This window comes from Halorubrum sp. AS12, from assembly GCF_051122765.1.
Classification (GTDB): domain Archaea; phylum Halobacteriota; class Halobacteria; order Halobacteriales; family Haloferacaceae; genus Halorubrum; species Halorubrum trapanicum.
This window is the reverse complement of record NZ_CP185385.1, coordinates 1,565,540-1,590,452: the sequence shown is the minus strand read 5'-3', so window position 1 is coordinate 1,590,452 and position 24,913 is coordinate 1,565,540. Positions and strand designations below refer to the sequence as shown.

The 24,913-nt window shown below is 68.6% G+C and carries 21 protein-coding genes and 3 pseudogenes; 18 read left to right on the top strand and 6 right to left on the bottom strand.

Annotated features, from left to right (window positions below):
- Window positions 1-47 precede the first annotated feature (47 nt).
- The 3 genes and pseudogenes from ACODNG_RS08000 to ACODNG_RS07990 all read left to right on the top strand — a co-directional run bounded on the left by ACODNG_RS08000 (window position 48) and on the right by ACODNG_RS07990 (window position 2,153).
- Window positions 48-888 (top strand): annotated as a pseudogene (locus ACODNG_RS08000) (NAD+ synthase).
- 524 nt (window positions 889-1,412) lie between these two features.
- The gene (locus tag ACODNG_RS07995; protein WP_434520889.1) at window positions 1,413-1,799 is read left to right on the top strand and encodes a MarR family transcriptional regulator; all 387 of its coding nucleotides are present in this window, start codon (window positions 1,413-1,415) and stop codon (window positions 1,797-1,799) included.
- The gene (locus ACODNG_RS07990) at window positions 1,800-2,153 is read left to right on the top strand and encodes a type II toxin-antitoxin system PemK/MazF family toxin (protein ID WP_434520888.1); all 354 of its coding nucleotides are present in this window, start codon (window positions 1,800-1,802) and stop codon (window positions 2,151-2,153) included. It begins immediately after the preceding gene.
- Between the two features lie 28 nt (window positions 2,154-2,181).
- On the opposite strand, the gene ACODNG_RS07985 is transcribed toward ACODNG_RS07990, so the two are convergent.
- Complete coding sequence (locus ACODNG_RS07985) at window positions 2,182-3,315, bottom strand: anthranilate phosphoribosyltransferase (RefSeq protein ID WP_434520887.1); 1,134 nt, start codon at window positions 3,313-3,315, stop codon at window positions 2,182-2,184.
- Between the two features lie 303 nt (window positions 3,316-3,618).
- Between ACODNG_RS07985 and ACODNG_RS07980 the strand changes: the two genes are divergently transcribed.
- Window positions 3,619-3,777 carry a DUF7317 family protein gene (locus tag ACODNG_RS07980; protein ID WP_434520886.1) on the top strand — a complete coding sequence of 53 codons (159 nt, stop codon included), beginning with the start codon at window positions 3,619-3,621 and terminating at the stop codon, window positions 3,775-3,777.
- Window positions 3,778-3,919: 142 nt separating this feature from the next.
- Window positions 3,920-5,047 carry a siroheme decarboxylase subunit beta gene (ahbB, locus tag ACODNG_RS07975; protein WP_434520885.1) on the top strand — a complete coding sequence of 376 codons (1,128 nt, stop codon included), beginning with the start codon at window positions 3,920-3,922 and terminating at the stop codon, window positions 5,045-5,047.
- A 26-nt stretch (window positions 5,048-5,073) separates the two neighbouring features.
- Here the strand turns inward: ahbB and ACODNG_RS07970 are convergent, their stop codons facing one another.
- Window positions 5,074-5,829 (bottom strand): bacteriorhodopsin, encoded by a 756-nt coding sequence (locus ACODNG_RS07970; protein ID WP_434520884.1) that lies wholly within the window; start codon window positions 5,827-5,829, stop codon window positions 5,074-5,076.
- Entirely contained in the window at window positions 5,826-7,478 is a 1,653-nt protein-coding gene (locus ACODNG_RS07965; RefSeq protein ID WP_434520883.1) for a methyl-accepting chemotaxis protein, read from the bottom strand. The genes ACODNG_RS07970 and ACODNG_RS07965 overlap by 4 nt, the downstream gene beginning before the upstream one ends.
- Window positions 7,479-7,721: 243 nt before the next feature.
- On the opposite strand from ACODNG_RS07965, the gene ACODNG_RS07960 reads away from it, so the two are divergent.
- The 3 genes from ACODNG_RS07960 to ACODNG_RS07950 all read left to right on the top strand — a co-directional run bounded on the left by ACODNG_RS07960 (window position 7,722) and on the right by ACODNG_RS07950 (window position 9,438).
- Window positions 7,722-8,528 carry an aldo/keto reductase gene (locus tag ACODNG_RS07960; protein ID WP_434520882.1) on the top strand — a complete coding sequence of 269 codons (807 nt, stop codon included), beginning with the start codon at window positions 7,722-7,724 and terminating at the stop codon, window positions 8,526-8,528.
- Between the two features lie 74 nt (window positions 8,529-8,602).
- On the top strand, window positions 8,603-8,854 hold the full coding sequence (locus ACODNG_RS07955; protein WP_434520881.1) for a hypothetical protein: 252 nt from the start codon (window positions 8,603-8,605) through the stop codon (window positions 8,852-8,854).
- Between the two features lie 179 nt (window positions 8,855-9,033).
- Window positions 9,034-9,438: a DUF5790 family protein gene (locus ACODNG_RS07950; protein ID WP_210113655.1), complete on the top strand. Its 405-nt coding sequence runs from the start codon at window positions 9,034-9,036 to the stop codon at window positions 9,436-9,438.
- A gap of 17 nt (window positions 9,439-9,455) precedes the next feature.
- On the opposite strand, the pseudogene ACODNG_RS07945 reads toward ACODNG_RS07950, so the two are convergent.
- A pseudogene (locus ACODNG_RS07945) lies at window positions 9,456-10,213 on the bottom strand (creatininase family protein).
- A 134-nt stretch (window positions 10,214-10,347) separates the two neighbouring features.
- Here ACODNG_RS07945 and ACODNG_RS07940 point away from each other — a divergent pair.
- Window positions 10,348-10,659: a DUF5789 family protein gene (locus ACODNG_RS07940; RefSeq protein WP_434520880.1), complete on the top strand. Its 312-nt coding sequence runs from the start codon at window positions 10,348-10,350 to the stop codon at window positions 10,657-10,659.
- A gap of 72 nt (window positions 10,660-10,731) precedes the next feature.
- Here ACODNG_RS07940 and ACODNG_RS07935 read toward each other — a convergent pair whose 3' ends face one another.
- Window positions 10,732-12,681, bottom strand: a complete 1,950-nt coding sequence (locus ACODNG_RS07935) for an ABC transporter ATP-binding protein (protein WP_434520879.1) — start codon at window positions 12,679-12,681, stop codon at window positions 10,732-10,734.
- A 194-nt stretch (window positions 12,682-12,875) separates the two neighbouring features.
- The gene (locus ACODNG_RS07930; protein ID WP_434520878.1) at window positions 12,876-13,154 is read right to left on the bottom strand and encodes a DUF7538 family protein; all 279 of its coding nucleotides are present in this window, start codon (window positions 13,152-13,154) and stop codon (window positions 12,876-12,878) included.
- Between the two features lie 125 nt (window positions 13,155-13,279).
- On the opposite strand from ACODNG_RS07930, the gene rnz reads away from it, so the two are divergent.
- The 9 genes and pseudogenes from rnz (at window position 13,280) to katG (ending at window position 24,728) form a co-directional block, all read left to right on the top strand.
- Window positions 13,280-14,212 carry a ribonuclease Z gene (rnz, locus tag ACODNG_RS07925; RefSeq protein ID WP_434520877.1) on the top strand — a complete coding sequence of 311 codons (933 nt, stop codon included), beginning with the start codon at window positions 13,280-13,282 and terminating at the stop codon, window positions 14,210-14,212.
- Window positions 14,213-14,503: 291 nt separating this feature from the next.
- A complete protein-coding gene (locus ACODNG_RS07920) occupies window positions 14,504-15,430 on the top strand; it encodes a replication factor A (protein ID WP_434520876.1) in 927 nt (308 codons plus the stop codon).
- Window position 15,431: 1 nt separating this feature from the next.
- Window positions 15,432-16,115 carry an RPA family protein gene (locus ACODNG_RS07915; RefSeq protein WP_434520875.1) on the top strand — a complete coding sequence of 228 codons (684 nt, stop codon included), beginning with the start codon at window positions 15,432-15,434 and terminating at the stop codon, window positions 16,113-16,115.
- A 120-nt stretch (window positions 16,116-16,235) separates the two neighbouring features.
- Window positions 16,236-16,640 (top strand): CopG family transcriptional regulator, encoded by a 405-nt coding sequence (locus tag ACODNG_RS07910; RefSeq protein WP_434520874.1) that lies wholly within the window; start codon window positions 16,236-16,238, stop codon window positions 16,638-16,640.
- A 370-nt stretch (window positions 16,641-17,010) separates the two neighbouring features.
- Window positions 17,011-18,114 carry a pyruvate dehydrogenase (acetyl-transferring) E1 component subunit alpha gene (gene pdhA, locus ACODNG_RS07905; RefSeq protein ID WP_434520873.1) on the top strand — a complete coding sequence of 368 codons (1,104 nt, stop codon included), beginning with the start codon at window positions 17,011-17,013 and terminating at the stop codon, window positions 18,112-18,114.
- Window positions 18,115-19,101 carry an alpha-ketoacid dehydrogenase subunit beta gene (locus ACODNG_RS07900; protein WP_434520872.1) on the top strand — a complete coding sequence of 329 codons (987 nt, stop codon included), beginning with the start codon at window positions 18,115-18,117 and terminating at the stop codon, window positions 19,099-19,101. It begins immediately after the preceding gene.
- A gap of 87 nt (window positions 19,102-19,188) precedes the next feature.
- On the top strand, window positions 19,189-20,838 hold the full coding sequence (locus ACODNG_RS07895) for a 2-oxo acid dehydrogenase subunit E2 (RefSeq protein ID WP_434520871.1): 1,650 nt from the start codon (window positions 19,189-19,191) through the stop codon (window positions 20,836-20,838).
- Window positions 20,838-22,267, top strand: a pseudogene (gene lpdA / locus ACODNG_RS07890) (dihydrolipoyl dehydrogenase). The gene ACODNG_RS07895 and the pseudogene lpdA overlap by 1 nt, the downstream one beginning before the upstream one ends.
- A 328-nt stretch (window positions 22,268-22,595) precedes the next feature.
- Window positions 22,596-24,728, top strand: coding sequence for a catalase/peroxidase HPI (gene katG / locus ACODNG_RS07885; RefSeq protein ID WP_434520870.1), 2,133 nt, complete (start codon window positions 22,596-22,598; stop codon window positions 24,726-24,728).
- Window positions 24,729-24,913: the final 185 nt, after the last annotated feature.

The window sequence follows — 24,913 nt, the reverse complement described above, 5'->3', positions numbered from 1 at the left end:
CCGCGCCGACGGGGAGGTATTAGTCGCCTCGGTCCCTGCGTCACCCTATGAGTCAGACCCCGGAGCAGTCGGTGTTGCTGTCGGACGACCCCCCGCTCGACCTGCGCCTCTCGGACGAGGAGCTGGAGGCGACCCGCGAGCGCATCGTCTCGTTCATCCGCGACGTGGTCGACGACGCGGGCGCCGAGGGGGCGGTCCTCGGTCTCTCGGGCGGTATCGACTCGACGCTCACCGCCCACCTCGCGGTCGAGGCGCTCGGCGAGGAGGGTCTCCACGGGATCACGATGCCCTCGTCGGTGAACGACCCGGACGTGATGAGCGACGCGGAGCGCGTCGCCCACGACCTCGGCATTGAGTACGACGTGGTCGAGATCCAGCCGATCGCGGAGGCGTTCTTCGACGCGTTTCCCGAGGCGGCCGACGACCGCACCGCCGCGGGCAACGTCTACGTCCGCACCCGTGCCGTGTTGAACTACTTCGTCGCCAACGCCGAAAATCGGGTCGTCCTCGGCACCGGCAACCGCGCCGAGGCGATGACGGGCTACTTCACGAAGTACGGCGATCAGGCGGTCGACTGCAACCCCATCGGCAACCTCTACAAACAGCAGGTGCGCCAGCTGGCTGCGCACGTCGGCGTCCCCCGCGAGCTGGTGATCGCAGGAGCCGACCGCGGGGATGTGGGAGGGCCAGACCGACGCCGAGGAGATGGGACTCGACTACGACACCGTCGACGCGATCCTCGCGGTCCACGTCGACGGCGGCCTCTCTCGCGCGGCGACGGTCCGCGAACTCGACGTGCCGGCCGAGGCCGTCGGCCGCGTGGTCGACCTCTACGAGCACAGCGCACACAAGCGGGCGATGCCGCCGGCACCCGAACGAGAGTTATAAACGAGCGGGATCGTCTCGACGGACGCTTATAAAGAACTGATGCGGTGGCGCGTGCCCGTGAGTGGCCGCCACTGGCGGCCGCGAACGGCACCGCGCGAGGGAGTCGGTCGCCCGGAGCGAAGCGACGGGCGACCGACGAGGCTGGGGAGGCGTGAGGTGCGGTGCCGTGCGGGGCGGGACTCAAAGGGGCAGCCGCGAGGCGGGCGCAGGTGAAGTAAGCACCGCAGGGAGTGAGCGAAGCGAACGACCGAGGAGCACAGCGAGCGTGCGCCCGCCTCGCGGCTGGGGCTTTGGCGGTGTTCACCGCCGATCCGCTATCTGATATTTATAAACGAGCGGCTGGGGATTTGGAGGAGTTCGCTGCTGATCCACTATCAGCCATTTATAAGTGAGCGGCTGGGATTTAGAGGGAGTTACTGACTCTTCTCCTGTCGATTCGCACTAACCGCTTCTCACCTGTCGGCGGGTTCGACCACGGTTGGCCGATGAGATTTAATACAACCAGATACAATTTGATACTCAAGATGCCGATCTCGAAGGACGACTTTCAAACGATCGACGAGCAGGAGGGGACGGTGGACCTTGGACCGGATACGACGCAAGGGAAGATACACCGATTCCTGCTCGAAAACGCCGATCAGGCGTTCCGTCAGCGCGAGATCATCGACGGCGTCGACGTCCCGAAGGGAAGCGTCGGACCTACCCTCAAGCGACTCGAACGGCACGGACTCGTCACCCATCGCGGTCAGTACTGGAAAATCGCCGACGCAGAACACGCGACCGCCTCGGCGGCCCGCCTCGGCGCCGCCGCTGTCGACGCGAGAGACGGCGGCTTCTCCGACGAGGAGGTCGACGCGTGGATGGAGGCCGCGGTCGACCCCATCGAGGAGCGCGACGACGGGGACGCGTAGATGGCGTCGCAAGGCGATGTCGTGTGGGCCCCTGACCCGTTCAAATCAGGCGACGCGAACCCTAGACCGTGGCTGGTCGTGTCGGCCGAGCGCCTGCCGTATCGAAACGAGGAGTCGATCGCGATCGCGTTCACCACGCAATCACACCACTCCGATAGCTTCGCGGTACCGAGCGAGGCGTGGATTCGGGGCGAACCGAGTACGCAGAGTCACGTCCTGCCGTGGTCAGTAGCGACGCTGAAAGACGAGATCCACGTTGTCGGAACTCAGGGAACGGTCACGGACGAGTTCACGGAGCGCGTTACAACCGCCCTGATCGCCTACCTCGATCCGTCGGCAGAAGACGGCAGTTAAAAACAGAGATTCGAGGGTACCGTCGCTCTCAGAACTCCCGCAGCGCTTCCAGAACCTCGTGCGCGGAGCCGTCGTCGATGACCTCGCGGGCCGCGTCGAGGCCCTCCTCGATCGAATCCGCGTCCTCGCCCGCGTAGATCCGGAGCGCGGCGTTGACCGCGACCGCGTCCGCGAAGGCGCCGTCGCGCTCGCCGGCTAGCACCTCCTCCGTGATCGCGGCCGAGTCGGCCGCGACGTCGTCGACCGCGAGGTCCTCCTCTTCGAGGTCCATCCCGTACTCGGCGGTCTCGATATCGAAGTCGTCGAAGGAGGCGCCCTCGCTGCCGGCCTCGCCGCCGTCGGCTCCATCCGCGTCGTCGGCTCCATCCGCGTCGCTGTCTTCCGCAGCGTCCCACTCGGCGACCTTCGTGTAGCCGGGGCGCACGTCGTCGTACCCCTCCATGCCCTGGAACATCAGGACGCGGTCGAGGTCGTGGAACTCGCTCTCGACGAACGTGTCGACCACCTTCTTCGCGAACGCGAGGTGGTAGAAGGAGCCGAGGTGGACCGACGCGCCCGCGGGGTTCGCCAGCGTCTCGACGGTGTTGACGAACGACCGGACGCCCATCTGGTCGCGGCGGTCGAACAGGTCGTCGATAGCGGGGTTGAAGGCGGGCTGGTAGTAGAAGCCGAAGCCGGTCTCGTCGACCATGTCGGCGGAGTCCGACGGCGTCAGTTCGGTGTGGACGCCCAGTTCGTCGAGGACGTGCTTGTACGCGTCCTGCTTCTGCGTGGGGACGCGGTCGCCCGAGTGGACGACGACCGGGGTGCCCGCGGCGGCCGCGACCGCCCCGGCCGCGACGCCGAGGATCGCGGTCCGCCCCTTCCCGTCGTAGTTGGCGCCGCAGTCGACGGGGTCGGCGTCGGGTTCGGCGTACTCGACGCGCTCGCACATCACGTCGACGTACGCGCCGAGCTCCTCGGGCGTGTTCCGCTTCCAGCGGTTCGCGAGCCAGAACGCCCCGAGGGTCGTCGGGTCCGGCTCGCCCGCGAGGATGCGCTCGAACGCCTCGGTCGCCTGTGCGCGCGTGAGGTCGTCGGCCGACTTGTGGCCGGAGCCGCAGACCTCGGTCATCAGCCGCTTGAGGGGCCACTCGCCGAACTCCTGGGTCGCCTGAGCCATACGCTTCGTTCGGGACCTCGAACGAAAAGTCTCCCGCTCGCCTCCCGCGCGACGGGAACGCCTCCGACCGACTCCAGCGCCGCCGACACGAGGCCGAGGCGACGCGCGCGAGCGACGAACACCGGTGAGCCGCCGTCCTGCGCCAGTCCCGTGACACACGATCGCACACAATAATCGGACGAACATTCTCTTTTGAGACAGTATAGTCCAAATACACGCAACTATATGCGTATCATATTCTGTAACGCGCCCCAAAAGGCGTTAGAGTTATATGTTCGTCCACCTACTGAACGGTTGTTCCCGATGACGTCCAAATCCGTCGCCACCGCGCTCACGCTGTATCGCTCCCGCACGCTGACGCTCGAACAGGCCGCGACCGTCGGCGGCTGCTCGACGGCGCAGTTCGAGGAGAGCGCCCGGGCGTTCGCGCCCACGCCGGGCGAGGCTCCCGCAGACGACTGACGCGTCCGGCGACGACGGACTCCCCCTGTCCCCACCGATGACTGACTCCATCGCCCCCGCTGACGACCGATCGGTCCGGATCCCCTGAGCCCCTCGAACCGTCTCCGAAACCCGTACGTAGTCGCGACTCCAACTCGACGTAATGAGTCTGGACGCCGACTGGCGGGCCGACCTCGATGCGGTCGACGCGGCCCTCATCGACGAGTACCAGAGCGGCTTCCCCGTCGAGTCGCGCCCGTTCGAGCGGATCGCCCGCGAGATAGCGGCCAAGACGGGCGTCGACATCGACGCCGACGAGGTCCTCGACCGCGTCCGATATCTCCGCGATCGCGGCGTGTTCCGCCGGTTCGGAGCCGTCCTCAACCCCCCGGTCATCGGCTCCTCGACGCTCGCGGCGGTTCGCGCGCCCGAAGACCGGTTCGACGAGGTCGCGGAGGTGATCAACGGCTACCGGCAGGTGAACCACAACTACCGCCGCGACCACGAGTGGAACCAGTGGTTCGTCGTCACCGCCGGCTCCCGGGAGACGCGCGACGCGATCCTCGAGGAGATTGAGGCGCGGACCGGCTGCGAGGTGCTCGCCCTCCCGATGCTCACGGACTACTACATCGACCTGGAGTTCCCCGTCGTCAACGGCGATCGGTTCGCCCGGGAGTCGGGCGAGGCGCGAAGCGCCTCGGACTCCGCGAGCGGGGAGCGAAGCGACCCGCAAACGTCCTCGACCGACGTCTCCGCCACCCGCATCTCCGAGAACGCCCGCGGCGATCTCTCCCCGTTGGAGGCCGACCTCCTCTTAGCGATCCAAGGCGGCTTCCCGCTGTCCGCGACCCCCTACGCCGACGTGGCGAGCGAGGTGGACGCCCGGGTCGACGACGTGCTCGCGGCGGTCGAGCGACTGCTCGCTGACGGCTGTATCAAGCGCATCGGCTGTGTCGTCAACCACGTCGTCACCGGGTTCACGAACAACTGTATGGTGGTCTGGAACGTGCCCGACGAGGAGCTCGACGAGCGCGGCGAGGCGGTCGGGAGCCTCCCGTACGTCACCCTCTGTTACCACCGGCCGCGTCGCCCCGAACAGGAGTGGGAGTACAACCTGTTCACGATGATCCACGGCCGCGAGGCTGAGGCCGTCGACGCGAAGATCGACGAGCTGGCGGCCGACCACCTCCCCTTCTCACACGAGCGGCTCTACTCGACAGAGACGCTGAAACAGACCGGCGCGCGCTACGAGGATCTCGTCACCGATTCGACCGGTTCGGAACCGGAGTAGCTCGAAAAACGGACCGCGATTCCCGCTCAGTCGTCGCTCGGCTCCGCGGTGGCCGCGTCCGGCGACTCGAACGCCGCCGCCAGGTCGCTCGCATCGCCGACCCCGAGTCGGTCGAGCGCGTCCGCGCCCGCGACGGCGACCGCGACGAACCCCACCTTGGAGACGACGTCGAGGTAGACGAACACGAGCATCTCCGTCGCGGGCGTCAATATTCCGAACCCGGTCGGCGCGAGCAGCCACACCACGGGGTACAGCGTCCACAGGACCACCGTGATGTTCCGGAGTGTCCCGAAGACGGCCGTGACCCGGTCCGCCTCCGCCGACGCCGACCGCGGGAGCGTGACGAGCAGGCCGTACACCAGCGCGGCGTAGGCGGCGCCGGCGACGCCGAACGCGACCCACGATGTCGTCCCGGTCGTCGCAGAGGCGAGGACGCCGCCCGCGATGATCACCACGTCGACCCCGATCAGCCCGATGAGCACCCGGCGCGGCGGCCGCGCGAGGAGGCCGAGGAACAGGATGAGAAGCGGCGTCGTCACGAGCCAGTCGAGGTACCGCGCGGCTTCGAGGTTGCCGCCGGGGGTCGACACGACGCCGAACCCGAGCGCCATCGCCAGGTACGCCAGCGCCGCGACGCCGGTGACCCCGGCGAGCGTGGCGTAGTGGAGCGCGTGAGAGTCGCCCTCTCCCGACTTCGCGAACCAGCGCCACAGTGGCGGGACGGTGCCCGCGCCCATCGCGAGGACTCCGAGCCACGCCCAGACGGCCGTGTCGACGATCATCTCGAATCACCTCCCTCGGCGTCGCCCTCGTTCGGCGCGCTGCCGAACTCGAACTCGCCTCCGTCGGAGACGGCGGTCTCGCCCCCCGTCCCGGCGTCGGCGCCGACTGCCCCCGAAATCTCGCTCTCGTCGGCGTCGAACGAGAAGCCGTCGACGGCGCGCCTGAGCGCGCGCGCCCGCTCGGACAGCGACCCGGCGGCGTTCTCGACCGCGCCGAGAGTCTGTTCCTGCTCGTCGACCGCGCCGGTCACGTCGCCGGCCGCGCTCGCGGTCTGTGCGCTGATCGCGGAGACGTCTTCGACGTGGCCGACGACCGCGTCGACGGAGTCCGCCTGCGTCTCGGTCGCGTTCGTGATCTCGGTCATGCTCGTGTCCGTCCGCTCGGAGGCCTCCGCGAGCCGTTCGAGCGCGTCGATCGACGTCTCGACGGTGTCGACGCCGGCGGAGATCCGCTCTTCGGTGCGGGCCATCGCTTCGGCGCCGGTCTCGGCGCGCTCCTGGACCGCGTGGATCCGGGCTTCGATCTCGCCCGCGGACTCCTGGGTCTCCTCCGCGAGCGACTTCACCTCCTCCGCGACGACCGCGAAGCCGGCGCCGTCCGCGCCGGAGCGGGCCGCCTCGATCGACGCGTTCAGCGCCAGCAGGTTCGTCTGCTCGGCGATCTCTGAGATGGTGTCGACCACCTCGCCGATCTCCTCGACCTCCGCGGCGAGCGCCTCGACCTCGGCGGTCGTCTCCGCGGTCGTCTCCTCGACCGCGTCCATCTCGGCGAGCGCCTCCTCGGCCGCCTCGCGGCCCTCCTCGCCGACTTCGGCCGCGTGCTCCGCCGTCTCCGCGACGTCCGTGACGGTCGAGGCGACCTCCTCGGCGGAGGAGGCGAGGTTCTCCGCCTCGTCCGTCGCGGCTTGGAGGTCGTCGCGCTGCGTCCGCGCCCCCTCGGCGATCTCCGAGACCGCCTCGCTCACGGTCCCGGTGGTCGCCCGCAGGCTGTCGGTCCGGTCGTCGACCGTGCCGGCGACGTCGGCGGTGTCCTCCGCGACGGTCGCGACCGAGGCGACGGTTCCCTCCAGCTCCGCGGCCATCTCGTTGAACGCGGCGCCGACCCGCGCCATCGCCTCGTTGTCGCTGTCCGGGTCGACCCGCTGCGTCAGGTCGCCGTCGGCGAGCGCGCGCATGGCGGCCTCGTACTCCGTCGCCTTCCGCTCGACTGTCTCGGCGCGCGCGTCCGCCTCCTGTCGGGCCCGCTCGGCTTCCTCGCGGGCCTGCTCCGCGTCGTCGATCTCCGAGCGCAGCGAGCCGCGCATCTCGTCGAACGCGCCGAACAGGCGGCCGATCTCGTCGGGCCGGCCGGACTCAAGCTCGACCGTGAGGTCGCCCTCGGCCATCCGCTCGGCCTTCCCGGTGAGCTGTCGGAGCGCGATCACCGTGTTCGAGCCGACGGTGACCCCGATGAGCGCGAGTCCGATCACCGTCAGAAGCGACATGCCGACGAGTCCGGAACGGACCTCCGCTCCGGCCCCGCCGAGCTCCGTCGCCCTGAGATACACTATCGCCCCGTACGCCACCGAAACCCCCATGACCGCGACCAGCGACAGCGCGAGCCGTGTGCCGTAGCTGGACCGAACCCTGGCGATCGGTCCCTTGTCCATGATGTACCCGTTCGAAGCATCCCGAACGGTATAATAACTCCTCGCCAGATCTCACTCTCGATAACTCAGCCGGCACAGGGCCGCGCTCGATCCCCACGCGGCGCACAGCGAGACGACTTCCCGTTCGGTCACCCGATCGGTCGGATCCCTGCGACCACCGGAACGGCCGGGTCATCCACCGGAACGGCCGGGTCGTCCACCGGAACGGTCGGGTTTTTCCCGCGACCGCCGGAAGGAGAGGCCATGGCAGACGCCTTCGACCGACTCGGGTACGGGACGTACGAGCTGACGGACGGCGAGGAGTGCGCCTCGGGGGTCGCACACGCGATCGAGACGGGATACCGCCACGTCGACACCGCGCAGGGGTACGACAACGAGGCGTCGGTGTCGGCGGGGATCGACCGCACCGACGTCGACCGCGACGACCTGTTCGTCGCGACGAAGCTCTCGACGGACAACCTCTCGTACGACGACGCCGTCGAGACCGCTCGAGCCAGCCGCGACCGGCTCGGCGTCGACTCGCTCGACCTGCTGTACGTCCACTGGCCGATCAACAGCTACGACCCCGAAGAGACGCTGCCTGCGCTCGACGACCTCGTCGACGACGGCGTGGTAGACCGGATCGGTCTTTCCAACTTCCGGCCCGACCAGCTCGACGAGGCGATCGACGGCCTCTCGCACGACGTGTTCGCCCACCAGGTGGAGTGTCACCCCCTGCTTCAACAGGAGCGGCTCCGTGAGTACGCGGTCGAGCACGACCACTGGCTCGTGGCCTACTCGCCGATCGCGCGCAACCGCGTCGCCGACGTCGACGTGCTTCGGGAAATCGCCGCGGCTCACGACGCGACGCCGGCGCAGGTGAGCCTCGCGTGGCTGCTCTCGAAGGAGCGTGTCGCGCCGATCCCGAAGGCGGCCGACTTCGGCCACGTCGAGGAGAACTGGGCCGCCCGCGGGATCGACCTGACGGACGACCAGATCGCCCGGATCGACGCGCTCGACCGCGGCGAGCGGATCGTCGACTTCGAGGCGGCGCCGTGGAACGGGTCCTGATCTCCGGAGCGCTAAATACCGGTACTGTCCCTTCATAGTCGGTTTTAACGGTCCTCCCGCTCGAACTATCGACCGTGCCGGACCCGAACCCCCAGACCGACGCCGGTCCAGCCTCCGACGCCGCCCCCACCGCCGACCCCGGCACCGCCCCCGACGCGGGCCTCGATTCCGACGCGAAGTCCCCTTCCCGCGACCGCCCGTCCCTCCTCGCGGCGACGCCGGACGCCGAAGCGGTGTTCGAACAGCTCCGGACGCTCGCCGTCCTCGCGGGTGTCCTCGGTCTCCTCGTGACGCTTATCGCGGCGGAGCTGCTCGTCCGCATCTGAGTCGCCGGCCGACTCGGATCTCCGGCCCGCTTTTCGGTCCCGCTCCGCGTTCCGGCCCTCCCGGCGAACCGAAACTGAACGCGATATCCACTCGATCCGGCGACGGACCCGCCCTCACCGCCGGTTTCACTTCCGCTTTCGGGCACGTTTTTAAAAGGTGCGGGCACGACGGTCCGAGTATGAGCCAGTCCACGTTCGACGACGACGACCTGTTCGGCGAGGCGGCCGAGGAGACCCGCGCCGAGGTCGAAGAGCACCTCGCGGCGGCGCGCGATCAGCTCCCCGACCCGGACGCGGTGTGGGAGACGGACGCGGACAACGTGCTCGGCGCGCTCAACGGGCTGAAGTCCGCGCTTGACGCCGGCGACGCGGTCGACAGCGTGCGCTCGGCGAAGAAGGCGTACGTCCTCGGCGAGCGCGCCGACGCCTTCGAGGACGCCGAGGACCTGAAAGACGAAATCGAGGAGCTGGAATCGCTCGTCGGCGACATCGAGGGCGCCGCCGACGAGGTAGCCTCCCTCACCGGCACCGTCCCCGCGATCCGCGGGGCGCTCCAGGACGCGGCGGACGACGACGAGGAGTAGCGACCGCGCCGCGTCTTTTAACTCTCGTTCCGTTCGACGACCGCGGCCGCCAGCTCCGCGAGCGCGTCGCTCGCGCGGTCGAGCAGGATCTCGCCGTGCTCCGCGTCGCCCTCCCGCGGGTCGCCGACGACGCCGTTGTCGGTGAACTCGTCCGAGTCGTGTGCGAGGTTCACGCCGGCGACCCACTCGCCCCACCGGTCGGCGGCGCCCGCGCCCGCCTCGTCGACTCGCTCTTCCCGCACCAGGTCCGGGTTCGTCGCGCGCAGCAGCGCGGTCTCCAGCGGCCCCGCGTGGCCCATGTCGCTCGCGTGGTCGCCGACCGCCTCGAACCACGTGAACGCGACGCCGTACCCCTCGTGGTCCGGGTCGCGCGAGAACCGACGGGCGACCTCCGCGAGCGCCTCGACGTTCCCCCGTGTCCGTTGACGAACACGACGCGATCGACCCCGTGGGCGACGAGCGACTCGGCGGACTCCCGGACGTAGGCGCGGAACGTCTCCGGAGAGACCCACATCGTCCCGTCGAACGCGCGGTGCTCCTCGGCGACGCCGACCGGGATCGGCGGCGTGACCGCGACCTCGCCGCGGTCTGCTCCCGACTCGCCACCCGACCCCTCGTACGCGTCGGCGCCGCTCTCGGCGACCGTGACGGCGTTCAGCGTGTCTGTGCCGAGCGGGGCGTGCGGCCCGTGCTGTTCCGTGCTGCCGACCGGAACGAACGCGACGTCGACGTCGGCGTCGCGGACGTCGGTCCAGGCGACCTCGCTGAGGCGCATACCGACACCTCGACGCGCGGCGTGGTATAGGCGGCGGTCACCGTCGACGCCGCTGCCGCTCGCGGCGCTCGCGTCCGTCATCGTCGAGCGAACGCTCCCGGGGTATTATTGCCTTCCCCGCCGATCGCGACCGCATGAGCGGTGACAACGCGGAACACGAACCGGAGGCGCACGATCCGGCTCCCGCTGTGACGTTCGGCCCGCTGAAGCGGGCGCTCCGCGAACACCGCTACCCGGTCACGGCGGCGGAGCTGATAGAGCAGTACGGCGCGGCGAAGCTGGAGACCCCGACGTCGACGGCGCGGCTCGACAGCCTGCTCGAAGGGTGCGAAGAGACGCAGTTCCGGAACCCGTCTGAGGTCCGCGAGGCGGTCCTCGACGCGCTCGGCCACGGCGAGGCATCCCCGGAGGCATCCGCGGACGAGTGGTCCGAACTCCCGCGGTGACTCGGCCGTCGTCTCCCGCCGTGACGGCTCGCTCCGAGCGGCGCGTCGCCCCGCCTGCTCGCGCGGGCCCGCTCAGTCGTCGTCGCTCTCGGCGTCCTCGACGATCCGCGCGGTGCGCTCCTGCGCGCGGTCGATGAACTCCTGTGGCAGCTCGTCGATCTCGCCGGCCTGAACGCCCCACAGGTGCGCGTACAGCCCGTCGTTGTCGAGCAGTTCGTCGTGGGTGCCCCGCTCGGCGATCTTCCCGCCCTCCAACACGAGGATGGTGTCCGCGTCCTTGATAGTCGAGAGCCGGTGGGCGATCGCGAACGTCGTCCGATCCTTGGTGAGCCGGTCGAGCGAGCGCTGGATCAGCATCTCCGTCTCGGTGTCCACGTCGGAGGTCGCCTCGTCGAGGATGAGGATGTCCGGGTCGGTCAGCACGGCGCGCGCGATGGTGATCCGCTGACGCTGGCCGCCGGAGAGCTTCACGCCGCGCTCGCCGACCATCGTGTCGTAGCCGTCGGGGAGGTTCTCGATGAAGTCGTGGGCCTCGGCGGCCTCCGCGGCCTCCCGGACCTCCTCGTCGGTCGCGTCGAAGGTGCCGTAGGTGATGTTCTCGCGGACGGTGCCGTAGAACAGATACGACGACTGCCCGACGTAACCGATCGAGCGGCGCAGCGACCGCAGCGTCACGTCGCTGACGTTCTGGCCGTCGATCCGGATCTCCCCCTCGTCGACGTCGTACATCCGGAGGAGGAGCTTGAGCACGGTCGACTTGCCGGCCCCGGTGGGACCGACGAGGGCGAGCGTCTCGCCGCCCTCGACCTCGAAGTCGACGTCCTCGACGATGGTCTCGTCGTCGTAGCCGAAGCTCACGTCGTCGTACACCACGTCGCCCTCGTCGACGGCGAGCTCCTCGGCGTCGCGGTCCTCCTCCAGCTTCGAGGGCTCGTCCATCAGCCCGAAGATGCGGGCCGACGAGGCACGGGCGCGCTGGTACATGTTGATGATCTGTCCGAACTGCGCCATCGGCCAGATGAACCGCTGGGTGTAGAGGATGAACACGACGAACATTCCCCTGGAGAGCTCGCCGGTGAACGGGCCGGGCGGTCCCTGAAACACCCAGAGCCCGCCGATGATGAACGTGAGGACGAAGCCGATGCCGGCGAGCACCCGGAGCGCGGGGAAGAACTTGATCCGCGTCTCGATGGCGTCCCAGTTGGCGTCGAAGTAGTCGAACGAGACGTCGTCGACGCGCTCGGACTCGTAGGACTCGGTGTTGGCGGCCTTGATCACCTGAATGCCGCCGAGGTTGTTCTCCAGCCGGGAGTTCATCTTGCCGACTGTCGACCGCACCTCGGCGTACTTCGGCTGGATGATCTTGATGAACAGGTAGGTAAACCCGGCGATGACGGGAACGGGCAACAGCGCGACCAGGGCGAGCTGCCAGTTGATCCAGAAGAGGAGGACGCTGATCCCGACCACCATCACGGACAGGCGGAACACGGAGTTCATCCCGTCGTTGAGGAACCGCTCCAGCCGGTTCACGTCGTTCGACAGGATCGACATCATCTCCCCGGTCTGTTTGTCCGAGAAGAAGTCCATGTTGAGCCGCTGCATCTGGTCGTACGTGTCGGTCCGGACGTCGTGTTGGATGTTCTGCGCGAACGCGTTGAACCCCCAGTTCCGGACCCAGTGGAACCCGGCGCCGAAGAGGAACGCCCCGGCCAGCACCGCGATCGTGAACCAGAACTGGTCGACCTGCGCTGTCGGGAGCCACGCGTCCGGCAGTAACACCAACGGGATCTGTTCGTCGAACTGGGCCTCGCCGCCGCTGCGGAAGATCGTGTCGAGGGCGATACCGAGCATCAGGGGCGGGAGCAGGTCCAGCAGCCGCGCGAAGACGCTGGCGAGGATGCCGACCGTCACCTGCGGGGCGTAGTCGCGGCCGTACTCGACGAACAGCCGCTTCATCGGATTCTCGATCTTGTCCCGCTGCTCCTCGAAGGGATCGTCTTCTTCCCAGTCGACGCCACTCATCACGCACTCGTATCGGGTAGGCGGGCAAATAGGTTTCCTTCGAACCGAAATACGTCGGCAGAAAACGCCGGTAACAGGCGTCCGTTCGGCGTATTTCGTCCGTCGGGTTCGCTGCGGGGTGGCGACTACCCCGTTCGGCCGGGCTTCCGACCGGCGCGCACGTCGGCCGCGGACCCGACGACCGCGAGACGGACTCAGAGCCCGCGCCGCTCGACCGCGGGGTCGATACCGGCTTCGTCGAGGTCCTCGCGGACGCGCCGCCGGAGCGGGTCCGGAACGGCGTCGCGCGGGATCGGGGACGCCGTCCCCTCCTCGTCGTCGTCGGTCGGGACGGTCCAGTAGAGGACGCGGTCGGTCTCGGCGTAGAACTCCACCGCGAACCGGTCGCGGCCGCCCTCGTAGTGGACGCGGGCGGCCGCCCCCTCCGCGCGCCACCCCTCCTGTCGGACCAAGGCGGCTATCGGCTCTCGCATGTCCGCGTTCGGGCGGCCGGACACATGTGGGTGTCGGCCGCGGACGGCGCGGAAGCCGGGGACGCCGCGCGGTTCGTCCCGGCCGCATCGACACCGGTTTACAACCGCCGCCCCGACGAGTTGCCATGTCTCTTCGCGTCACCTTCCTCGGGACGGGCGGTGCCGTCCCGACCGTCGAGCGCGCGGCGAGCGCCGTCTTCGTCAACCGCGAGGGCGATCGCTTCCTCTTCGACTGCGGCGAGGGCACCCAGCGCGAGATGATGCGCAGCGGCACCGGGTTCGCCGTCGACCGCGTGTTCGTCTCGCACCTCCACGGCGACCACGTCCTCGGGATCCCCGGTCTCGTCCAGACGCTCGGCTTCAACGACCGCACCGACCCCCTGACGGTCCACTGTCCCCCGCGGACCGGCGACCACCTCCACGACCTCGTCCACGCTGTCGGCCACGACCCGGCGTTTCCCGTCCGGATCGAGCCGGTCACGCCCGGCGAGGTCGCCTACGAGGCCGACGAGTACGTCGTGCGCGCGTTCGAGACGGAACACCGGACGAAGTCTCAGGGCTACGTCCTGGAGGAAAACGACCGCCCTGGGCGGTTCGACCGCCCGAAGGCGGAGGAGCTGGGGGTCCCCGTCGGGCCGAAGTTCGGCCGCCTCCACGAGGGCGAGTCGGTCGAGACTGAGGACGGCACGGTCGTCGAACCCGAACAGGTCGTCGGCCCGCCGCGTCCGGGTCGCAAACTGGCGTACACCGCGGACACGCGCCCGCGCGAGACGACGGTCGAGGCGGCCGAGAACGCCGACCTGCTGATCCACGACGCGACCTTCGCCGACGACATGGCCGACCGCGCCCGCGACACGGCGCACTCCACCGGCCGCGAGGCGGGATCGATCGCGGCCCGCGCGAACGCGAGGCGGCTCGCCTTGGTTCACATCTCTTCGCGCTACGCGGCCGACGCGCGACCGATCCGCCGGGACGCCCGCGAGGAGTTCGACGGCGAGTGTATCCTGCCCGACGACGGCGACCTGATCGAGGTGCCGTTCCCCGACGCGGACGACTGACGCCGCCGATAGGTTTCCGCTCCGCCGTTCGATGCGATCCCATGCGACTCCGAACCGTGGTACGGTTCCACTCGAAACGAAGCCCGCGCACGGCTGACGGGCGTCTGACGCGCCCGCCGTCAGCGTTGTCTCGTTCTGAAGCCGTGTGAGCATCAATTCGACGGATTGCCGGAAGGATGCCTCTACTTCCCTTTCAGTTCACTTTCACCGCGGTTACGGGCGTTTTAATACGGTGAGGAACCAACCGTCGTACGCCTCCCACCGAAACAAGACCGGAGGCGGAGACACCCCATGAGCGAACTGCGACAGGAAGCGGAAGCGATAGCGGAACAGTTCTCGGACCACACCGACGTCGACCCCGACGACGTCGAGGAGCGGCTGGAGACGCTCGTCGACGAGTACCGCGTCCCCCTCGACGAGGCCAGCCGGAGCGTCACCAACAGCTACCTCGAAGACGCCGGGATGGAGCGCGACGAGCTCGGCCGCGGCGGCAGCGAGGAGGTCCTCGTCAACGACATCGACGAGGACGAGCAGTGGGTCGACTTACGCGTCGAGCTGGTCGACCTGTGGGAGCCGCGCAGCGACTCCATCTCGCAGGTCGGCCTCCTCGGCGACGAGTCGGGCACGATCAAGTTCGTCGCCTTCGAGACCTCCGACCTCCCCGAGCTGGAGGAGGGACAGGCGTACGAGCTCTCCAACGTCGTCACCGACGAGTACGAGGGGAGCTACTCGGTGAAGCTCAACCGGACGACCGGTATCACCGAGATCGACGAGGAGATCGAGGTCGGCGACAACGCCGACACCGTCGAGGGCGCCCTCGTCGACATCCAGTCCGGCTCCGGACTCATCAAGCGCTGCCCCGAGGAGGACTGTACGCGCGTCCTCCAGAACGGGCGCTGCTCCGAGCACGGCCAGGTCGAAGGCGAGTTCGACCTCCGGATCAAGGGCGTCCTCGACGACGGCGAGACCGTCACCGAGGTCATCTTCGACCGCGAGGCCACCGAGGACCTCACCGGGATGACCCTCGAAGCGGCCAAGGACATGGCGATGGACGCGCTCGACACCACCGTCGTCGCCGAGGAGATGGGCGAGGACGTGCTCGGCCGCTACTACCGCGTCACCGGTCCCACCTTCGGCCGGTACGTCCTGGTCGACGAGATGGAGGATCCCGGTACGGTCGACGTTGAAAGCGCGCTGATCGAAGCGAGGTCGATTTAAAATGAGCCAATCCGCACCCACCCGAGAGGTCGCCCGGCGCGTGTTCGCGACCGAGTTCAACGACGCCGGCTTCACGTTCACCGAGTCCGACGACGAGCGCGCCCCCGTCTACGCGCTGCTGCCGACGGGCGAGTCCTCGAACCGCGTGTTCTTCGTCGGCACGCTCACGGAGAAGGAGGACGTCGGCGACGACAGCGAGTACTGGCGCGGCCGCATCGTCGACCCGACGGGCACGTTCTTCGTGTACGCCGGCCAGTACCAGCCCGAGGCCGCTTCCAAACTCCGGGACTTGGAGCCGCCCGCCTACGTCGCAGTCGTGGGGAAGCCCCGGACCTACGAGACGGACGACGGCACGGTCCGGGTCTCCGTCCGCCCCGAGTCGATCACCGAGGTCGACGCCGCCACCCGCGACCGCTGGGTCGCGGAGACCGCCCGTCGCACCGTCGAGCGCGTCGCCGCGTTCGACGACGAGGGTAACGAGTACGCGCGGATGGCCCGCGAGGAGTACGACTACGACCCCGAGACGTACAAGGCCGCCGCGCTGTCGGCGCTCGAGGACCTCGACGAGAGCGGCGACGAACTCGCGGGCGACGAGCCTGCGGACGGCGAGTCCGCGGACGACGACGCCGCGCTCGACGACGCCACCGCAGACGAGACGGATCCGGCCGGCACGCCGGAGCCGTGAGGAGGCCGGCGCGCCGCGGAGATCTGCGGTAGTCGGCGCGACCCGATCGTCGAACACGGATTTCGTTCTTGGCACCGTCTGACAAACGCTTAAGTGAGATGCGGAACGAACGGTCCGGTAATGGGCAACAAGAACAAGACGATCTCGTTCCGCGTCAACGAGGGCGCGTTCGAGGCCCTCCGCGACATCGCCGAGGAGCGGGACATCTCGCTGTCGGCGGTCTTCCGGGACTACGTGGACACGCTCGTTGCCCACGACGGCCAGGTCCGGGTCATCCCGGAGGCGGAACTGGAGAGCACCGGCCAGGGAGGGGAGTCGTTCCCCCCGAAGATCGAGGTCCCGAAGAGCTTCGTCCGCGAACACGAGCGCCTGGAGCTCGAGACCGAACACCTCCGCGAGCAGCTCGAAGAGCACAAGCGGTACGTCAACTACCTCCGCGAGCAGCTGGATGACGGCGACGACGAGGTGATCCAGCTGGAGGACCTTGACGGCGAGCCGGACGAGCCGTCCTTCCGGCTCGGGTAACGCGCCGTTCCGTCCTCGCGTCGCCTCCTCCGCCGATTCTATCGTTCCGTCCTCGCGTCGCCTCCTCCGCCGATTCTACCGTTCTGTCTTCTGTCGCTAAGCCGCGGTGCCGCGACTCGCGACTCGTCGTCTCCGCGGGCGATCCGTTGACGAAAACCTTCCTGTTCGTCCGTTACTGACCCGCGAAACGCACATCTTGGCGAAAATATTGCCGAACTCCTCGTGGTTTGTTCAGGAACGTCCGATTCTCTCCCCGTCTGATGGACGGTTTCTCAGAGCGAAGCCGCTATTTCTGAGTATAATAAATTATTTACGAAAACGATATTACCCGGGCGGTGGACGGATCGCACATGCGAAGGTGGGTTCGACCGTGACCGTGTTCGATAGGGCGTACGACGATACGGTTCGCGTCCTCGACGAGGACGGCGAGGTCGTCGGCGACGTCCCCGACCTCGACGACGACTCGCTCGTCGAGATGTACAGGCACATGCGGCTGGCGCGTCACTTCGACGGCCGCGCGGTGAGCCTCCAGCGGCAGGGCCGGATGGGGACGTACCCCCCGCTCTCCGGCCAGGAGGGCGCCCAGATCGGGTCGGCGTACGCGCTCGACGCGGACGACTGGATGGTCCCGTCGTACCGCGAACACGGCGCCGCCTTAGTCCACGGGCTTCCGCTGAAACAGACGCTGCTCTACTGGATGGGCCACGAGGACGGCAACAACGCGCCGCCGGACGTCAACGTGTTCCCCGTCGCCGTCCCCATCGCGTCGCAGGTGCCCCACGCCACGGGGGCCGCGTGGGCCTCGAAGCTCCGCGGGGAGAACGACGCGTTCATCTGCTACTTCGGCGACGGCGCGACGAGCGAGGGCGACTTCCACGAGGGGGTCAACTTCGCGGGCGTGTTCGACACGCCGACCGTCTTCTTCTGTAACAACAACCAGTGGGCGATCTCCGTGCCCCGCGAGCGGCAGACCCGGAGCGCGACGCTGGCGCAGAAGGCGGAGGCGTACGGCATCGACGGCGTTCAGGTCGACGGGATGGACCCGCTCGCCGTCTACAGCGTCACGACGGCCGCCTTGGAGAAGGCGCGCGACCCCGACGCCGACCGGCCGCGGCCGACGCTCATCGAGGCGGTCCAGTACCGCTTCGGCGCGCACACGACCGCCGACGATCCGACCGTCTACCGCGACGACGACGAGGTCGAGCGCTGGAAGGCGAAGGACCCGATCCCGCGGCTGGAGGCGTACCTCCGCGACGAGGGGGTCCTCGACGACGAGCGCGTCGCGGAGATCGAGTCGTCGGTCGAGGCGCGGGTCGCGGACGCCATCGACGAGGCGGAGTCGATGGCGCGTCCCGACGTGCGGGAGCTGTTCGAGCACGCCTACGCGGAGATGCCGCCCGAACTGCAGCGACAGTACGAGGCGCTCGCCGCGCTGCGCGACGACCGCGGCGACGCGGCGTTCTTGGAGGAGTAAATGACCGACACACAGAACCTCACGCTGGTACAGGCGGTACGAGACGGGTTACACACCGAACTGCGCGAGGACGACGACGTGGTCGTGATGGGGCAAGACGTCGGGAAGAACGGCGGCGTCTTCCGCGCGACGGAGGGCCTGTTCGACGAGTTCGGCGGCGACCGAGTGATCGACACCCCGCTCGCCGAGTCCGGCATCGTCGGCACCGCGGTCGGGATGGCCGCGATGGGGATGCGACCGGTCCCGGAGATCCAGTTCTCCGGGTTCATGTACCCCGGATTCGACCAGATCGTCTCGCACATGTCGCGGTTCCGGGCCCGCAGCCGCGGCCGATTCACGCTCCCGATGACGCTGCGAGCTCCCTACGGCGGCGGCATCCGCGCGCCGGAGCACCACTCCGAGTCGAAGGAGGCGTTCTACGCCCACGAGGCGGGGCTGAAGGTGGTCGTCCCCTCGACCCCCTACGAGGCGAAGGGGCTGCTCGCGGCGTCTATCCGCGACCCCGACCCGGTGATCTTCCTCGAACCGAAGCTGATCTACCGGGCGTTCCGCGAGGAGGTCCCCGAGGAGCCGTACACCGTGCCGATCGGCGAGGCGGCCACCCGGCGCGAGGGCGACGACGTCGCCGTGTTCACTTACGGCGCGATGACGCGCCCCACGCTGGAGGCCGCCGAGACGCTCGGCGAGGAGGGGATCGAGTGCGAGGTGGTCGACCTCCGGACGGTCTCGCCGCTCGACCGCGAGGCGATAGTCGAGGCGTTCGAGAAGACCGGCCGCGCGGTCGTCGTCCACGAGGCGCCCAAGACGGGCGGACTCGGCGGCGAGATAACGGCGATCCTCCAGGAGAAGGCGCTGTTACACCAGGAGGCGCCGATCGGCCGCGTCGCCGGATTCGACGTGCCGTACCCGCTGTACGCGCTGGAGGACTACTACCTCCCGTCCGCGGCGCGCATCGAGGAGGGAATCCTGGAGGCGGTCGAATTTTAAGATGACCGCCGCAGATACACCCATGACAGTCGAGGAGGCTAACACGACCGTCGCGGGGCGACGCGTGACCGCCGAGGAGGGGGACGCATGACAGTCAAGGAGTTCAAGCTGCCGGACGTGGGCGAGGGCGTCGCGGAGGGCGAACTGGTCTCGTGGCTGGTCGCGCCGGGCGACCGCGTCGAGGAGGACCAGCCCGTCGCCGAGGTCGAGACCGACAAGGCGCTCGTCGAGGTGCCGTCGAGCTACGACGGCGTCGTCGAGGAGCTGTTCGTCGAGGAAGGGGAGATGGTCCCCGTCGGTGACGTGATCATCTCGTTCCGCGTCGACGAGGAGGTCGCCGGCGACGACGCGGCCGGCGACGACGCGGAGACCGAGGTCGAACCGGAAGCCGACTCGGCCACGGCCGACGAGACGGAGCCGGAACCGGACGCGGCCGCCGACGAGGCCGAGGCGGACTCCGCCGAGTCCGAAACCGAACCCGACACGCCCTCCGGGCGCACCTTCGCGCCGCCGTCGGCCCGCCGGCTCGCCCGCGAGCTCGGCGTCGACGTCGCGGCCGTCGACGGGAGCGGTCCCGGCGGTCGCGTCACCGAGGCCGACGTGCGAGCGCACGCCGAGGGCGACGCCGGGTCCGCCGATGCGGACGGTCCGGACGACGGTCCCGAACCGCGACCCGCGCCGACGCCGACCGATACCGGATCGGCGGGGCGGAAGTCCGCGGTCAGCAAGCGCGGCGACGACGGCTCCGCCGACGCCTCGGCGACGACTTCTGCCGGGGGTCCCGAGCCGGCGGGCCGCGACACGACGCTCGCGACGCCCGCGACGCGGAAGGTCGCGCGCGACCGCGGCGTCGACCTCGACGACGTGCCGACCGACGAGACCCGCGACGGCGAGGCGTTCGTCACCGCCGAGGCCGTGAACGCGTACGCCGACGCGCTGGAGTCGGCGTCGTCGCCCCCCGAGACGGAACCGGCCGCCGCCGACGTGGGCGCGGAGCCGGTCGCAACGGACGCCGCTTCAGCGAGTTCGGGCGACGAGACCGTCCCCTACCGCGGCGTCAGGCGGACCATCGGGAAGCAGATGGAGCGGTCGAAGTTCACGGCGCCGCACGTCACCCACCACGACACCGCCGAGGTCGACGCACTCGTGGAGGCGCGCGCGGAGCTGAAGCCGAAGGCCGAGGCGGCGGAGGTGAAGCTCACCTACATGCCGTTCGTGATGAAGCCCATCGTCGCCGGCCTGAGGGAACACCCGTACCTCAACAGCGAGCTCCGGGAGGACGACGAGGAGATCGTCTTGAAAGGCGAGTACAACCTCGGGATCGCGGTCGCGACCGACGCCGGGCTGATGGTCCCGGTCGTCGAGGACGTCGACGAGAAGGGACTCTTCGAGCTGGCCGAGGAGGTGAACGACCTCGCTTCCCGCGCCCGCGAGCGCAAGCTCAAGCCCGCGGAGATGAAGGGCGGCACGTTCACCATCACCAACTTCGGCGCCATCGGCGGCGAGTACGCCACGCCGATCATCAACTACCCCGAGACCGCAATCTTAGGCCTGGGTGCCATCGAGGAGCGCCCGGTCGTGCGCGAGCGCGACGGGGAAAGCGAGGTCGTCCCGGCGCCGACGCTCCCGCTCTCCCTGTCGATCGACCACCGGGTCGTCGACGGCGCGGTCGCGGCCGAGTTCGCGAACACCGTCATGGAACACTTAGAAAACCCCCTGCTGCTACTCAACGAATAATGGTCGTCGGAGACGTCACCACGGGAACGGAGGTACTGGTTATCGGTGCGGGACCGGGCGGCTACGTCGCCGCAATCCGCGCCGCACAGGAGGGACTCGACACGACGCTGGTCGAGAAGGACGCCTACGGGGGCGCCTGTCTCAACCGCGGCTGCCGATCCCCTCGAAGGCGCTGATCACCGGCAGCGGGCTCGCCCACGAGGCCGGCAACGCGGAGTTCATGGGCGTCCACGCGGACCCCGCCGTCGACATGGGGAAGATGGTCGAGTGGAAGGACGGCGTCGTCGACCGACTGACGAGTGGCGTCGAGAAGCTCTGTAAGGCCAACGGCGTGAACCTCGTTCCGGGGACCGCCTCGTTCGTCGGCGAAAACACCGTCCGCGTCGCGCACGGCGGCGACGGGCAGGGGTCCGAGACGCTGTCGTTCGAACACGCGGTCGTCGCGACCGGCTCGCGGCCGATCCAGATCCCCGGCTTCGACTTTTCCGAGGACCACGTCTGGAGCTCCGCCGACGCGCTCGACGCCGACACCGTCCCGGACCGGCTCGGGATCGTCGGCGGCGGCTACATCGGAATGGAGCTGGCGACGACGTACGCCAAGCTCGGCGCCGACGTGACCGTCGTCGAGATGCTCGACGACATCCTCGACCCCTACGAGGACGACGTGAAACGGATCGTCCGCAAGCGCGCCGAGGAGCTGGGCGTCGAGTTCCAGTTCGGTGAGGGCGCGAGCGAGTGGTCGGAGGCGCCCGACGGCGGCTACCTCCTCCACACTGAGACGGAGGAGGGGGAAGAGTCGTCGTACGGCGTCGACAAGATCCTCGTCGCGGTCGGCCGCCAGCCGGTCACCGACGGTCTCGACCTGGAGAATGCCGGGATCGAGACGGACGAGAGAGGGTTCATCGACACCGACGACCGCACTCGTACGGCGGTCGAACACATTCACGCCGTCGGCGATGTCGCCGGCGATCCGATGCTCGCGCATGCGGCCTCGAAGGAGGGGATCGTCGCCGCTGAGGTTATCGCGGGCGAGCCGGCCGCGATGGACCAGCAGGCGATCCCCGCGGCCGCCTTCACCGACCCCGAGATCGGTACGGTGGGGATGACCGAGAGCGAGGCCGAAGACGCCGGCTTCGACCCCGCGGTCGGCGAGATGCCGTTCAACGCCTCCGGGCGGGCGATGACGACCGGCCACACCGAGGGGTTCGTCCGGATCGTCGCCGACGACGAGACCGACTTCGTGCTCGGCGCGCAGATCGTCGGGCCGGAGGCCTCGGAGCTGATCGCCGAGGTCGCGCTCGCGATCGAGATGGGCGCGACGTTGGAGGACGTGGCGGCGACCGTCCACACCCACCCGACGCTCGCGGAGGCCGTGATGGAGGCCGCCGAGAACGCGCGCGGGCAGGCGATCCACACGCTGAATCGCTGAGCGGATCGCAGTTGACGTTGAACCGCCGAACGCGTCGCACTCGCGGTCCGACGAGAACGCGTCGCACTCGCCGTGACTGACAGCCCTTCGCGGTCGCGGTTGTGATTCACCCCGTTTCGTCCTGACTTGTCAGGCTCCCGAACAGCCTGCGCTCCGACTGCCGTCCCTTGGTTCCTCGAACCCCGAAGACAGACGCTGCGGTCCACAGCATTGACTTCGCAGATCCACAAATAGAACTTCATTATTTCGATACAATCCCTCCGTTATAACGATGTTTCCCTCTCCGAATTAGACAATATTATGAGCGGCGAGGACCGACCATTTCTTGATGGTTAGTAATACTCAAAACTGGTGGCCGGACCAGTTGGACTTGGAGCTACTCGATCAGAACGCCGCCGACGTCAGTCCGTACGGCGAGGACTTCGACTACGCGGCGGAGTTCGAGGAGCTCGACCTCGAGGCGGTCAAATCCGACCTCGAAGACGTGCTGACCGATTCGAAGGAGTGGTGGCCGGCGGACTACGGGCACTACGGACCGCTGTTCATCCGGATGGCGTGGCACAGCGCCGGGACGTACCGCTCGCTCGACGGGCGCGGCGGCGCCGCCGGCGGTCACCAGCGGCTCCCGCCGATCAGCAGCTGGCCGGACAACGTGAACCTCGACAAGGCCCGGCGGCTGCTGGAGCCGGTCAAGACGAAGTACGGCAGCAAGCTCTCGTGGGCCGACCTCATCGTCCTCACCGGCAACGTCGCGCTCGAGTCGATGGGCTTCGAGACGTTCGGCTTCGCGGGCGGCCGCGAGGACGACTTCCGGGGCGACGACGCCGTCGACTGGGGTCCCGAAAGCGAGTGGGAGGTGACCTCCGAGGAGCGCTTCGACGAGAACGGCGACCTGAAACCCCCGCTCGGCAACACCGTGATGGGCCTCATCTACGTCAACCCCGAGGGTCCCAACGGCGAGCCGGATCTGGAAGGCTCGGCGAAGAACATCCGGCAGTCGTTCAGCCGGATGGCGATGAACGACAAAGAGACCGTCGCCCTCATCGCCGGCGGCCACACGTTCGGGAAGGTCCACGGCGCTGACGACGGCGACAACCTCGGTCCCGAACCCGAGGACGCCCCCATCGACCTCCAGGGTCTCGGCTGGGACAACGAGTTCGGCGAGGGGAAGGGTCCCGACGCGATCACCAGCGGCATCGAGGGACCGTGGAACGCCACCCCGACCGTCTGGGACATGAGCTACGTCAACAACCTGCTCAGCTACGACTGGGAGCCGGAGAAGGGTCCCGGCGGCGCCTGGCAGTGGACGACGAAGAACGACGAGCTCGACGACGCCGCGCCCGGCGTCGCGGACCCCTCCGACAAGGAGGACATCATGATGCTCACGACGGACGTCGCCCTGAAGCACGACGACGACTTCCGGGCCGTCTTAGAGGAGTTCCGCGACGACCCCGACGAGTTCCAGGAGACGTTCGCGAAGGCGTGGTACAAGCTCATCCACCGCGACATGGGTCCGCCGGAGCGGTTCCTCGGTCCCGAGGTCCCGGAGGAGACGATGCTCTGGCAGGACCCCCTGCCGGACGCCGACTACGACGCGATCGGCGACGCGGAGGTCGCGGAGCTGAAGTCCGAGCTCCTCGACTCCGAGCTGTCGGTCGGTGAACTCGTCAAGACCGCGTGGGCGGCGGCGTCCACCTACCGCGACAGCGACAAGCGCGGCGGCGCCAACGGCGCCCGCATCCGCCTCGAACCGCAGCGGAGCTGGGAGGTCAACGAGCCGGAGCAGCTGGCCGACGTCCTCTCGACGCTCGAGGATATCCAGGCGGAGTTCAACGAGTCGCGGTCCGACGATGTCCGCGTCTCGCTCGCCGACCTCATCGTGCTGGGCGGGACCGCGGCCGTCGAGCAGGCCGCGGCCGACGCGGGCTACGACGTCGAGGTACCGTTCGAACCCGGTCGCGTCGACGCGACTCAAGAGCAGACCGACGAGGAGTCGTTCGAGGCGCTCAAGCCGAAGGCCGACGGCTTCCGCAACTACCTCGGCGACGCGGACGAGAACGTCGAGGACCTCATGGTCGACAAGGCGGACCTGCTGAACCTGACCGCCACCGAGATGACCGTGCTCGCCGGCGGCCTGCGCGCGCTCGGCGCGACCTACGGCGACTCCGACCGCGGAATCTTCACTGACCGGGCCGGAACGCTCACCAACGACTTCTTCGCGAACCTGCTCGATATGGAGTACGAGTGGGACGCGGTCACCGAAGACGACGACGTCTTCGAGATCCGCGACCGCGAGACCGGCGAGGTTGAGTGGGAGGCGACGCGCGCCGACCTCATCTTCGGGTCGAACGCGCGGCTCCGCACCATCGCGGACGTGTACGCAAGCGACGAGGAGAAGTTCGTCGAGGACTTTGCCGCGACGTGGAGCGAGGTCATGAAGCTCGACCGCTTCGACCTGTAGTAGCGCGGTCGTCGCCGCGGTCCGGTTTTCTTTTTCGAGCCGTCTCGGATCCGCCCCTCGTTGTCCGGTAGCTCGTTGTTCGGGAGTTCGCCGCCGAATTGCGTCATCGACGGAAGCCTCGCGGTTCGCGATGCGCCCCCCGACCCGCCGGTGAACTGCGACCAGCAGATTCTATATAGCGAAAT

Coding starts and splice junctions, on each gene's coding strand:
- ACODNG_RS07940 (WP_434520880.1), top strand. CDS start 10,348: ATGAGCGGTGACAACGCGGAACACGAACCGGAGGCGCACGATCCGGCT.
- ACODNG_RS07950 (WP_210113655.1), top strand. CDS start 9,034: ATGAGCCAGTCCACGTTCGACGACGACGACCTGTTCGGCGAGGCGGCC.
- ACODNG_RS07995 (WP_434520889.1), top strand. CDS start 1,413: ATGCCGATCTCGAAGGACGACTTTCAAACGATCGACGAGCAGGAGGGG.
- ACODNG_RS07910 (WP_434520874.1), top strand. CDS start 16,236: ATGGGCAACAAGAACAAGACGATCTCGTTCCGCGTCAACGAGGGCGCG.
- ACODNG_RS07935 (WP_434520879.1), bottom strand. CDS start 12,681: ATGAGTGGCGTCGACTGGGAAGAAGACGATCCCTTCGAGGAGCAGCGG.
- ACODNG_RS07895 (WP_434520871.1), top strand. CDS start 19,189: ATGACAGTCAAGGAGTTCAAGCTGCCGGACGTGGGCGAGGGCGTCGCG.
- ACODNG_RS07900 (WP_434520872.1), top strand. CDS start 18,115: ATGACCGACACACAGAACCTCACGCTGGTACAGGCGGTACGAGACGGG.
- ACODNG_RS07970 (WP_434520884.1), bottom strand. CDS start 5,829: ATGATCGTCGACACGGCCGTCTGGGCGTGGCTCGGAGTCCTCGCGATG.
- ACODNG_RS07930 (WP_434520878.1), bottom strand. CDS start 13,154: ATGCGAGAGCCGATAGCCGCCTTGGTCCGACAGGAGGGGTGGCGCGCG.
- ACODNG_RS07960 (WP_434520882.1), top strand. CDS start 7,722: ATGGCAGACGCCTTCGACCGACTCGGGTACGGGACGTACGAGCTGACG.
- ACODNG_RS07915 (WP_434520875.1), top strand. CDS start 15,432: ATGAGCCAATCCGCACCCACCCGAGAGGTCGCCCGGCGCGTGTTCGCG.
- rnz (WP_434520877.1), top strand. CDS start 13,280: ATGTCTCTTCGCGTCACCTTCCTCGGGACGGGCGGTGCCGTCCCGACC.
- ACODNG_RS07985 (WP_434520887.1), bottom strand. CDS start 3,315: ATGGCTCAGGCGACCCAGGAGTTCGGCGAGTGGCCCCTCAAGCGGCTG.
- ACODNG_RS07990 (WP_434520888.1), top strand. CDS start 1,800: ATGGCGTCGCAAGGCGATGTCGTGTGGGCCCCTGACCCGTTCAAATCA.
- ACODNG_RS07980 (WP_434520886.1), top strand. CDS start 3,619: ATGACGTCCAAATCCGTCGCCACCGCGCTCACGCTGTATCGCTCCCGC.
- ACODNG_RS07920 (WP_434520876.1), top strand. CDS start 14,504: ATGAGCGAACTGCGACAGGAAGCGGAAGCGATAGCGGAACAGTTCTCG.
- katG (WP_434520870.1), top strand. CDS start 22,596: ATGGTTAGTAATACTCAAAACTGGTGGCCGGACCAGTTGGACTTGGAG.
- ahbB (WP_434520885.1), top strand. CDS start 3,920: ATGAGTCTGGACGCCGACTGGCGGGCCGACCTCGATGCGGTCGACGCG.
- ACODNG_RS07965 (WP_434520883.1), bottom strand. CDS start 7,478: ATGGACAAGGGACCGATCGCCAGGGTTCGGTCCAGCTACGGCACACGG.